General features: G+C 36.8%; 11 protein-coding genes. 3 read left to right on the top strand and 8 right to left on the bottom strand.

Going from position 1 to position 11,191, the window contains the following annotated elements; genetic code table 11:
• The coding region (locus AB3I12_RS11255) for a hypothetical protein (RefSeq protein WP_368015659.1) at positions 1-186 on the top strand (186 nt) is incomplete at its 5' end.
• A gap of 29 nt (positions 187-215) precedes the next feature.
• Here AB3I12_RS11255 and frr read toward each other — a convergent pair.
• The 4 genes from frr to rpsB all read right to left on the bottom strand — a co-directional run bounded on the left by frr (position 216) and on the right by rpsB (position 3,481).
• Positions 216-773, bottom strand: coding sequence for a ribosome recycling factor (gene frr, locus AB3I12_RS11250; RefSeq protein WP_010718873.1), 558 nt, complete (start codon positions 771-773; stop codon positions 216-218).
• Positions 774-776: 3 nt separating this feature from the next.
• Complete coding sequence (pyrH, locus tag AB3I12_RS11245) at positions 777-1,499, bottom strand: UMP kinase (protein WP_010718872.1); 723 nt, start codon at positions 1,497-1,499, stop codon at positions 777-779.
• A 221-nt stretch (positions 1,500-1,720) separates the two neighbouring features.
• Positions 1,721-2,602, bottom strand: a complete 882-nt coding sequence (gene tsf, locus AB3I12_RS11240) for a translation elongation factor Ts (protein WP_010718871.1) — start codon at positions 2,600-2,602, stop codon at positions 1,721-1,723.
• Between the two features lie 96 nt (positions 2,603-2,698).
• Entirely contained in the window at positions 2,699-3,481 is a 783-nt protein-coding gene (gene rpsB, locus AB3I12_RS11235; RefSeq protein WP_010718870.1) for a 30S ribosomal protein S2, read from the bottom strand.
• Between the two features lie 387 nt (positions 3,482-3,868).
• Between rpsB and AB3I12_RS11230 the strand changes: the two genes are divergently transcribed.
• On the top strand, positions 3,869-4,348 hold the full coding sequence (locus AB3I12_RS11230) for an arginine repressor (protein ID WP_010737782.1): 480 nt from the start codon (positions 3,869-3,871) through the stop codon (positions 4,346-4,348).
• A gap of 151 nt (positions 4,349-4,499) precedes the next feature.
• Here the strand turns inward: AB3I12_RS11230 and argS are convergent, their stop codons facing one another.
• The 4 genes from argS to arcA all read right to left on the bottom strand — a co-directional run bounded on the left by argS (position 4,500) and on the right by arcA (position 10,012).
• Positions 4,500-6,191, bottom strand: a complete 1,692-nt coding sequence (gene argS / locus AB3I12_RS11225) for an arginine--tRNA ligase (RefSeq protein WP_034698338.1) — start codon at positions 6,189-6,191, stop codon at positions 4,500-4,502.
• Between the two features lie 416 nt (positions 6,192-6,607).
• A complete protein-coding gene (gene arcC / locus AB3I12_RS11220; RefSeq protein ID WP_010718867.1) occupies positions 6,608-7,558 on the bottom strand; it encodes a carbamate kinase in 951 nt (316 codons plus the stop codon).
• 116 nt (positions 7,559-7,674) lie between these two features.
• Complete coding sequence (gene argF / locus AB3I12_RS11215; RefSeq protein ID WP_010718866.1) at positions 7,675-8,694, bottom strand: ornithine carbamoyltransferase; 1,020 nt, start codon at positions 8,692-8,694, stop codon at positions 7,675-7,677.
• Between the two features lie 88 nt (positions 8,695-8,782).
• Positions 8,783-10,012, bottom strand: a complete 1,230-nt coding sequence (gene arcA / locus AB3I12_RS11210) for an arginine deiminase (protein ID WP_010718865.1) — start codon at positions 10,010-10,012, stop codon at positions 8,783-8,785.
• Between the two features lie 474 nt (positions 10,013-10,486).
• On the opposite strand from arcA, the gene AB3I12_RS11205 reads away from it, so the two are divergent.
• Complete coding sequence (locus tag AB3I12_RS11205; RefSeq protein ID WP_010718864.1) at positions 10,487-11,188, top strand: Crp/Fnr family transcriptional regulator; 702 nt, start codon at positions 10,487-10,489, stop codon at positions 11,186-11,188.
• Positions 11,189-11,191 lie beyond the last annotated feature (3 nt).

Below are 11,191 nucleotides of genomic sequence, written 5' to 3'. Positions count from 1 at the left end.
TACTTAAAAGTTACCACTATCTTTAGTATTATATCAATTTATCACGTGATTTCCTATGCTGGATTACTTTTTTTAGTTATTTCTACGACTTTTTTCTTATTTTTTAACTTTTGCTATAAAAAAAGCCTAGGACAAGAAATCGTCCAAGGCTTTTTAGTAGGTGTAAAAATACATAAACGGCATTGATAAAAGACTGATTCTACCAAGCTTTATGATTAAACTTCCAGTAATTCTTGTTCTTTGTCACTAGCGATTTTATCTACTTCTTTGATGCTTTCATCGGTTAGTTTTTGTACTTCTTTTTCTAATCCACGTAGATCATCTTCTGTGATATCGCCATTTTTTTGTTGTTTTTTGTATTCATCAATTGCATCACGACGAATGTTACGAACAGCGATTTTCGCATTTTCTGCTTCTTTTTTTACATCTTTTGCTAATTCTTTACGACGTTCTTCAGTTAATTGAGGAATAATTAAACGAATGACATTCCCATCATTGGTTGGACTGATTCCAATATCACTTGCCATAATTGCTTTTTCAACATCTTGTAAAATGCTCTTATCAAATGGAGTGATCATTAAAACACGTGCTTCCGGGATTTGGATTGAAGCCATTTGGTTCAAAGGTGTTGGTGCACCATAATAATTAACTGTGATTCGATCAAGTAAACTTGCATTGGCACGTCCTGCACGAATTTGTCCAAGCTCACGTTGTAAATTTTGTGCTGCTTTTTGCATCTTTTCTTTTGCTTCTGTCATAATTGCATCTGCCATTTTTTATTTCCCCCTTACAGTTGTTCCGATATTTTCGCCTAAGATTGCACGACGGATATTTCCATGTTCATTTAAATTAAAGACAAGCAATGGGATGTCATTGTCCATGCTTAGTGAGCTAGCGGTAGAGTCCATTACCTGCAACCCTTTTGCAATCACTTCTAAATGAGTCAATTCTTCAAATTTCACAGCATTTGAATCTAATTTTGGATCAGCTGAATAAACACCATCAACATTGTTTTTAGCCATTAAAATAACATCAGCGCCAATCTCAGCTGCGCGTAATGCTGCAGTAGTGTCTGTTGAAAAGTATGGATTCCCAGTTCCACCTGCAAAAATCACGATTCGGCCTTTTTCTAAATGACGTTCTGCTTTTCTGCGAATATATGGTTCAGCAATTTGTCGCATTTCGATTGATGTTTGGACACGTGTTGGCACACCAACATTTTCCAAAGTATCTTGCAACGCTAAAGCATTCATTACAGTTGCCAGCATCCCCATGTAATCAGCTTGAGCACGTTCCATTCCCATCTGAGCACCGATTTGTCCGCGCCAAATATTGCCGCCGCCTACCACGATAGCCATTTCAACGCCTAATTCGTGTACTTCTTTGATTTCTTGGATGATTTCTTTAATAACAGGCGGTTTAATTCCAAAGCCTTCATTCCCAGCTAAAGCTTCTCCACTTAATTTTAAGACAACACGCTGATATTTCGGTGTGACCATGTTCATTCCTCCAATATTTTCTATTGCTATTTTACCATATTCAGGTAATTTAGCCACTAAAAGTCTAACTATTTGTACCTATGCCTAAAAAAAAGAGCTGTGACATACGTCGCTGCTCCTTTTTAATTCCAAATAAGCATACTATCTAATGTTGATCCAACATTTAAAAAGTGACTCGCAAAATGAATCAACATTAGATAACATATACTCAATTTTCAGAATTATTTTTTCACTTGGTTCATAACTTCTTCAACAAAGTTGTCTTCGCGTTTTTCGATTCCTTCGCCAACTTCAAAGCGTACAAAAGTTTTCACTGTAGCACCTTTAGAAGCAACATATTTTTCAACAGTCATATCAGGATCTTTAACGAATGGTTGGTCAACCAAAGCGATTTCTGCTTTAAATTTCTTCAAGCGTCCTTCTACCATTTTTTCAACGATATTAGCAGGCTTACCTTCGTTTAAAGCTTGTTCTGTAAGAACAGTTTTTTCATGTTCTAATTCAGCTTCAGGAATTTGAGTTTCGTTTACATAGCGAGGATTGATTGCAGCTACGTGCATAGCAACGTCTCTTGCTACAGATTCATCAGTTGTTCCATCTAAAACAGTCAATACAGCGATACGTCCGCCCATGTGTAAGTAACCACCGAAAGCAGCGTTATCTTCTTTTTCAACTACTTCAAAACGACGGAAGCTGATTTTTTCTCCGATTACTTGTGTTGCTTCGATCAAGTCAGATTCGATCGTACCTTTTTCTGTTTTGATCTTCATTGCAGCTTCCATGTCTGCAGGTTTGTTTTCTGCAACAAGTTCAGCGATTTCTTTCACTAGATCTTGGAACATTTCGTTTTTAGAAACAAAGTCTGTTTCTGAGTTAACTTCAACGATTGCTGCAGTATTTCCTTTGATTGCTACTGAAGCTAATCCTTCAGCTGCAATACGATCATTTTTCTTAGCTGCTTTAGCCATTCCTTTTTCACGTAAAAGATCTACTGCTTTTTCCATATCGCCTTCTACTTCAACTAATGCTTTTTTCGCATCCATCATACCTACGCCTGTCATTTCGCGTAGTTCTTTTACCATTTTAGCTGTTACATCTGCCATTATTGTATCCTCCTATAGTTTCTTTTTAAAAAAAGCTGTTTCAAAGGAGAGTGAGGCTTGTCGCCTAGCCTTTGAAACAGCTCCATCATTTAAAAATTATTCTGCTGAAGTGTTGTCGCCTTCTACAACGTCAACGATTTCTTCGATTGAAGTAGCATTGTTTTCTACTACAAAGTCTTCTTCAACTACTTGGTCTTCCCCTTGGTTACCTTCGATAAATGCATCAGCCATTTTTGAAGTAATCAATTTAACGGCACGGATTGCATCGTCATTTGAAGGGATAACTACGTCGATTTCGTCTGGGTCGCAGTTTGTATCAACCATAGCTACGATTGGGATATTTAATTTATGCGCTTCTTGAACAGCAATGCGCTCTTTACGTGGGTCAACGATGTACATTACATCTGGAATTCTTGGCATATCAGCGATACCACCCAAGAATTTTTCAAGACGTTCACGTTGTTTGTTCAAACCAGCAACTTCTTTTTTAGGTAGAACTTCAAAAGTTCCATCTTCTTCCATTGCATTGATTTGTTTCAAACGGCTGATACGTTTTTGGATTGTATCCCAGTTAGTCAATGTTCCACCTAACCAACGATGGTTTACAAAGTATTGTCCAGCACGTGTTGCTTCATCTTTGATTGCTTCTTGTGCTTGCTTTTTCGTACCTACGAATAAAGCTACGCCGCCTTCTTCTGCAACGCTCTTCATGTAGTCATAAGCTGCATCTACTAACTTAACAGTTTTTTGTAAGTCGATGATGTAGATTCCGTTTCTTTCTGTGAAGATATATTTCTTCATTTTTGGGTTCCAGCGACGAGTTTGGTGACCAAAATGTACGCCGGCTTCTAGTAATTGTTTCATTGAAATTACTGCCATTTTTGTTTCCTCCGATTTGGTTTTTATTTTTCCTCTCCCTGTCTTTTACCTCGCTGACAAACTTTTTCAAGCACCTATCAACGATCCAACAGGAATGTGGATTTATTGATACAAAAAGCATCTTCAAACATTATACAAGTAACCTACCTGTATAGCAATAGCTAAAGAGACATTCTTGCTCAACATTCAATATTTTACCTGACTTGCTAGTAAATATCAAGAGAAATCTCTAGTTGCCTCTGCATTTATTCTCATCTTTTATGCTTTACTCTCTCATTAACAAATGATCATAATTCCTAGAGTTATCTCATAAATCAGAATAATATTGGGCAACTCGATTTTTTTTTGATATGATACATGTGAAATCTTTCGTAAAGGAGAAAGAATATGCGTAAATCTGAGCGACATTTACTTATTAAACAAGTGATCGGGGAATTTACGATCCGTACACAAGAAGAACTCTTGGCCAAACTGGAGAATTATGGTGTGACAGCGACACAAGCTACGATTTCCAGAGATATTCGTGACTTAAAAATCGTAAAAGTACCAGATGAAAATGGCGTTTCCCATTTTGTTCTTTTTCAAGGAAAAAAAGGACTCGAAGCAAAAACAGATGATGAAAAACGGTTAGTCCAAATGATCGAAGACATCGTGTTAAAAGTGGAACGGGTCCATTTTCTGACGGTTGTCCATACCTTACCAGACAACGCACATCTTTTCGCTGCCGTTTTAGACGATATCAAACCACCTCATATCGTCAGTACGATTGCCGGATTCGATACAACCATTATCATTTCCAAAGATGAAGAAGAAGCAAAATTGGTGGAAGCCTTCTTACATGCTCCCAAAGAAACAACACTTTTTTAAGCCAATTAAATTTGATCAACGCAGCATGAATCAATGAATGAATGATATCTGTCCCAATCACTTCTATATAAAATAAACCGCCCCTCACGAAAGCTACTATTTATAAGTAAGCCTTTCGTAAGGGACGGTTTATTTGTGTACGTTACTTTTCTTACATTTTATCTGGTGCGTGTAAGCCAAGCAAACGTAAATCTTCTTTTAACAAGACTGTTACAGCATAAACTAATGCTAAACGCGCTTCTTTTTGGTCATCTTCAACTAAAATTTTAGTATGTGCATAATATTTATTAAATGCTTGAGCTAACTTGATTGCATGTTTCGCAATAATAGAAGGTTCGTATTTTTCACCTGCTTGTAAAACAGTTTCTGGGTATTTTTGAATCAATTTTACAACTTCCCAGCTGTTTTCATCATTCAAGGCGTATTCTTGATCTGTCGATGGCGTAAAGTCGGCTTTTGCTAACAAGCTGACAGCACGAGCATGTGTATATTGTACATAAGGTCCTGTTTCACCTTCGAAACGGACAACTTCTTCTAAATTAAAGTCAAATGTATTTAGGCGATCGTTTTTTAAATCATGGAAGATAACTGCGCCAACACCGACTTGTTTAGCTACCACATCTTTATTTTCTAAATCAGGATTTTTCTCACTGATCTGTTCTTTAGCAGAGTCAATGGCTTCATTTAGCACTTCTTCAAGTAAAACAATTTTCCCTTTACGTGTTGATAGTTTTTTACCACCTTGAGTAATCAATCCGAATGGGATGTGATGCATATCATCTGACCAATCAAAGCCTAATTCTTTAAGAACAGCTTTCAATTGTTTGAAGTGATAACTTTGTTCGTTTCCGACAACATACAATGATTGTTTAAAATCATAGGTGCGTTTGCGGTAAAGAGCTGCTGCTAAATCACGAGTGATATAAAGTGTTGCACCATCTGATTTCTTGATCAACGCTGGGTTCAAATCATAAGCTGATAAGTCAACGATTTCAGCACCTTTATCTGCTTGCAATAAATGTTTTTCTTCTAAAAGTTCTACGATTTCATCCATTTTATCGTTATAGAAAGCTTCACCATTTAAAGAATCAAAACGAACTTCTAATAGATCGTAGATTTTATTGAACTCTTTCATAGATTCGTCGCGGAACCATTGCCATAATTCAATGGCTTCTTTGTCGCCTTCTTCCAAACGTTTAAACCATGAACGTGCTTCATCATTCAATTCTGGTTCTGTTTCAGCCACTTCATGGAATTGAACATACAGACGCAACAATTCATTGATTGGTTCAGAACGTACTGCTTCTTCTGAACCCCATTTTTTATAAGCCACAATCAGTTTCCCAAACTGTGTGCCCCAATCTCCTAAATGATTGATACGAATCGGGTTGTAGCCTAATTTTTCCATGATAAATCCGATGGAGTTCCCGATAACTGTAGAACGCAAATGCCCCATTGAAATCGGCTTTGCAATATTAGGAGAAGACATATCGATTGGTACGTTTCCGTTATTTCCGATGGAGCTGTCGCCATAATGTTCTTTTTCTTTCACGACAGAAGCCAAAACTTCTTTACTGATCATCGCTTTATTCATAAAGAAGTTTAAGTAAGGACCAACCACTTCGATTTTTTCAAAGTTTGTTGAATCGATTTTTTCTGCTAGGTCAGCTGCAATTTGTTGAGGGGCTTTTCGATAGATTTTCGCTAATGAAAAGGCAGGAAAGGCTACATCCCCATGGTCTGCAGATTTTGGATTTTCTAATAGTTTTTCTACTTGTTCCATTGTAAGATCGTCTTTGACAACGTCATAGATCGCTTTTGATACAATATCTTTGTTATTCATTTACATTCCTCCTATAAATACTTTTGTTTGCTGAAAACAAAAAAATCTCTAGTGATCATAGATAACTACGATCACTAGAGACGAGATATCCCGCGGTACCACTCCAGTTGTCCTATTTGCTAGGACCAGCTTCATCTGATATCGGTTGATAGCCGTCTGTCTTAGACAGAGTTCTCCAAGTGCGCTTCATTGTATCCTCTCGTTTGGCTTTCACCACACCCAAACTCGCTTTGATCAAGTAAATACAATTACTCTCTTGTTCAACAAACTATGAAATTATTATATTAATTGAATTATAGCAGAAAAAAAAACTGCTGGCTAGGGATTTCTTATAAAAAATGTCCAGAAGGTCTAAAGGAGAAGAAATACCAACTGGACACTTTTTAACATAGTTCATTTCCTAAGAAAAAGAATTCTTAGTTATCCGCTACGATGATCGTTCCTTCTTCAGATGCGAGAAGGTTCTCGATATTTTCTAAAGAAGTAATAATCGCTTTAGCTTTTGGTTTTGCCTCAACAAAGGCAATTGCCGCTTCGACTTTTGGCAGCATACTTCCTGGTGCAAATTGATTTTCATCAATGTATTGCTTCATTTCTGAAACTGAAACAGTTTCTAGTTTCTTTTGATCTGGTTTTTGATAATTTACATAAACATTATCTACTCCAGTTAAAACGATCAATAGATCTGCATCGATGATTTCCGCTAATTTTTCAGAAGCAAAATCTTTATCGATAACCGCTTCTCTACCTTCTAAGCCAGTTGCCGTTTCCACAACAGGAATTCCGCCACCACCAACAGAGACTGTAATCACGCCTTGTTCTACTAGCGTTTCAATCACTCGTGCTTCTTTAATTGAAATTGGTTTAGGAGAAGCCACTACTTTACGCCAGCCACGACCAGCATCTTCTTTAAAGGTTACTGTTGAATCAGCTTTCATTTGTTCATTGGCTTCTTCTTCGGTATAGAATGGTCCTACTGGTTTGCTTGGGTTTTTAAATGATGGATCGTTTTCATCAACGATGACTTGCGTAACAAGTGAAACCACATCTTTATCGATGCCTTTTTCTTTCAATACTTCACCCATTGCATTTTGTAACCAATACCCAATTGATCCTTCTGTCATTGCAACACAAGTATCTAAAGGCATCGCTGGTGTCTTTTCTGAGTCAGCTGCTTGTTGTTGGATCAGCAAATTCCCTACTTGTGGTCCATTCCCGTGAGAAATGATCAACTCATCCCCTTGTTCAATGAATTTTACTAAGTATTTTGCTGTTTCCATCAATGCCTCTTGTTGTGCTTTTGCACTTGCATCTGTTGATAAAATCGCATTACCACCTAATGCGACAACTACTTTACGATTTGCCATATTTGTCTTCCTTTCTCCAGAGAGTTCTGAATTTTCTCAATGACAAAACAAGCCAGCCCATGATGAGGTCCATTAAAGCTGACTCGTTTTGTTCTTGAGATGAATGTGATTAACCGTTACACACGAGGAATAAACAAGTTACCAAGTGTTGCTGCCATGATCGCTTTGATTGAGTGCATGCGGTTTTCTGCTTGGTCGAATTGACGTGCATATTTACTGCGGAAGACTTCATCAGTAACTTCCATCTCAGTAATGCCGAAGCGTTCTTTCATTTGTTCACCATAGATTGTGTTTGTATCATGGAACGCTGGTAAGCAATGTAAGAAAATCAAACGGTCAGTATTGTGCGTTTTTTCGATCATTTCCATGTTGATTTGGTAAGGTTTCAACAATTTGATTCGTTCTTCAAATTTATCTTCTTCACCCATTGATACCCAAACATCTGAATAAAGTACGTCAGCACCGTCAACACCTTTATCCACGTCATCAGTGATCATTAATTGTGCACCAGATTTAGCAGCAAATTCTTCTGCCATTTTGACGATTTCTTCTTCTGGTTGTAATTCTTTTGGTGCTACGATACGCATGTTTGCACCTAAAATAGCCCCAGTCACAAGTAAAGAGTTCGCCATGTTGTTACGTCCGTCACCACAATATGCCACTGTGATTCCTTCAACTGTTCCAAAGTTTTCTTGGATTGTTAAGAAATCTGCGATCATTTGTGTTGGATGCCATTCGTCTGTTAAACCATTCCATACTGGAACACCAGAAAATTCTGCTAGTTCTTCCACCATTTTTTGGCTAAAGCCGCGGAACTCAATTCCGTCAAACATTCGACCTAATACTTTAGCTGTATCTTCTGTTGATTCTTTTTTACCTAATTGGATATCATTGGCACCTAGATATTCAGGATGCGCACCTAAATCGATTGCTGCAGTTGTAAAAGCTGCACGTGTACGAGTAGACGTTTTTTCAAATAAAAGTGCAATGTTTTTACCTTCTAAGTAGTGATGTGGAATGCCACGTTTTTTCAAATCTTTTAAGTGCTCAGAAAAATCGATTAGATATTGTAATTCTTCTTTTGTAAAATCTTTTTCTGCTAATAAACTTCTTCCTTGAAATACTGACTCTTTCATAACTAAAATTCTCCTTTAGGTTGTTTGTTTTTGTTTTAAAGAGGAAATCTAGTGGCAGCTGACAGTTAGACTGCCACTAGCATTCATATTATTTTAAATCTTCACGTACTAATGGTTGGCTCATGCAGCGTGGACCACCACGACCGCGTGACAACTCACTTGAATTGATTTCCAATACTTTGATGCCATAGCTACGTAATAATTCATTTGATACATAGTTACGGTTGTACGTTACGACAACACCTGGTGCGATTGCCAGGGTGTTAGAACCATCATTCCATTGTTCACGAGGAGCAACGATCGCATCACCATTACCAGTTGGGATCAAGACTAAATCATCCAAACCTAACGCAGCTTTTAATGACGCTTGTAAGTCATCTGAATGAGCGATCTTGATGTCATCGCCTGCTTGTTCGATCGTAAAGACATCCATTTTTCCTTCTTTACTTTGGATTGCTGGATGGATCGTGAATTTATCATGGTCAACCATGGTAAACACAGTATCTAAATGCATCATTGCTCGATTGTTAGGAATCTTGATTGCTAGGACTTTTTCAAAGCCTGCATGTTTAGCAAATAAATTACGTGCTAATTTTTCGATTGCTTTAGCGCTTGTTCGTTGTGAGATACCTACAGCGACGACTTTGTCACTTAGGATTAATTCATCTCCACCTTCGATGTGATCAGGGTTTTCACGATCTAACCATACTTCAACCCCTTTGTTCGCAAAACGTGGGTGATGTTTCAAGATGTATTCAGTAAACATTGATTCACGACGACGTGCTTCAAATGTCATCATGTTAACAGTCATCCCATTTCCCATTGATGCAGAAGGATCACGTGTAAAGTAAAGGTTTGGCATTGGGTCCATATAGAATGGATAGTCGTCATCTGAAGAAAGATCATACAGACTGTTTGAACGAACTGAAATATCTTTCGTGCGGACACCCGCCATAATTTTATCTACCATTTCTTGGGTTTCCATTGATAGAAGGAACTCATGAAGACCATCTCTTACAGCAGAAGATGCAATGTGGGATTCGTCTAACATTTTATTTAAAAATTGTTCTTTGACATTGCCGGCATCAATTGCTTCTGCAGCTAATTTTTCTAGATATAAAGTTTCGACGCCTTCATCTTGCAATGTCTTTGCAAAATAGTCATGCTCTTCTTGTGCGATTGGCAGATATGGAATATCATCAAACAACAGACGGTCCATAATATCTGGTGTTAAATTTTCCACTTCTTGTCCAGGTCGTTTCAATAAAACTGTCTTTAACTTCCCTATCTCAGAGAAAACGTGAATAGGTTTATCCATGTTGTGTTGCCTCCTTCGTTTTGATTACATACATAGAATACCGCCTTTTTGTAACCACTTTCATAATTTCTTCTCATCTAAAACGAGAGCAATTTCACGTTATTAGAAGACAATTAAATAAATACACGTTTTTACATTTTTTATTAACTTTTATCACTTTTTTTATACTGAAAACTCTCTCAAAAAAATATTTATTCATTAAAAAATTATTTTTGAATATTTTCTTTTTCGATATTTCATAAGGTTGATAGCGCTTGCTTTATGTAATAATTGTGTTTTTTATACAAAAATACCAATCATTAAAAAGAATTATGCAATCTATCTGTATAAATTATTCATAATAACAAAAAAGACTGATCACAAAGAATAAAATTACTTTTTTAACCATGATTTTTCTTCTAGGTTAAAACTTTACATTTAATCCAAAACCAGTCACAATATAGTATGTAGCTGAAAGTAAGGAGTGGGAGTTTTATGCGTATAAATAGAATTGATTATCATTTTTCAAAGTTACGCTATCAACCTGATTTTGAAAACTTTACTGACGAGGAATTTGAGCTCATTAAAGAGCATACGATCCTTCGTTCTTATAAAAAAGGACAAATTTTATTTGATGAAGGAGATGAACGACAACGTCTCTACATTTTAACATCAGGATTGGTTCGTCTAGAACGATATGATGAAAGTGCTACTTATTATTATTATGATTATGTCAATCCAAATAACCTTTTCCCAATGTCTGGTATTTTTGAAGAAGGAATTTATTCATACACTGCTCAAGCAATGACAGACATCGAAACTTTCTCTTTCCCAGTATCTTGTTATGAAAAAATTGCGAAAAACAATCCAAAACAATTACTCTATATGATCCATAAAATCTCAAAAGTAGTAGCGATGCACGAACTGCGGATACAGATCGGTTTAACTTCTAGCGCTTTTGATCGAGTGAAACAAAACTTATTCATTTTAAAAGAAGAGCTTGGCATACCAACCACAGATGGCCATGTCGAAATTCCATACCCTATCACACTAAAAGAATTAGCGGTTAATAGTGGGACAACGAGAGAGACTGCTGGACAAGTAATCAAACAGTTAAAAGATTCTGGTTTATTAGATTACCAAAAGAAACGGTTTACTTTTTGTAAAACTGCTGTGACGCCTGCTTTAAGAGAATAAAAA

The organism is Enterococcus sp. C65 (assembly GCF_040887165.1).
Classification (GTDB): Bacteria; Bacillota; Bacilli; order Lactobacillales; family Enterococcaceae; genus Enterococcus_B; species Enterococcus_B hirae.
The sequence above is the reverse complement of the archived record's forward strand: the minus strand, read 5'-3'. Positions and strand labels throughout refer to the sequence as shown.

Bases quoted from the DNA above. Each gene is read 5' to 3' on its own strand.
- frr (WP_010718873.1), bottom strand. From the start codon at position 773: ATGGCAGATGCAATTATGACAGAAGCAAAAGAAAAGATGCAAAAAGCA.
- pyrH (WP_010718872.1), bottom strand. From the start codon at position 1,499: ATGGTCACACCGAAATATCAGCGTGTTGTCTTAAAATTAAGTGGAGAA.
- tsf (WP_010718871.1), bottom strand. From the start codon at position 2,602: ATGGCAGATGTAACAGCTAAAATGGTAAAAGAACTACGCGAAATGACA.
- rpsB (WP_010718870.1), bottom strand. From the start codon at position 3,481: ATGGCAGTAATTTCAATGAAACAATTACTAGAAGCCGGCGTACATTTT.
- AB3I12_RS11230 (WP_010737782.1), top strand. From the start codon at position 3,869: ATGCGTAAATCTGAGCGACATTTACTTATTAAACAAGTGATCGGGGAA.
- argS (WP_034698338.1), bottom strand. From the start codon at position 6,191: ATGAATAACAAAGATATTGTATCAAAAGCGATCTATGACGTTGTCAAA.
- arcC (WP_010718867.1), bottom strand. From the start codon at position 7,558: ATGGCAAATCGTAAAGTAGTTGTCGCATTAGGTGGTAATGCGATTTTA.
- argF (WP_010718866.1), bottom strand. From the start codon at position 8,694: ATGAAAGAGTCAGTATTTCAAGGAAGAAGTTTATTAGCAGAAAAAGAT.
- arcA (WP_010718865.1), bottom strand. From the start codon at position 10,012: ATGGATAAACCTATTCACGTTTTCTCTGAGATAGGGAAGTTAAAGACA.
- AB3I12_RS11205 (WP_010718864.1), top strand. From the start codon at position 10,487: ATGCGTATAAATAGAATTGATTATCATTTTTCAAAGTTACGCTATCAA.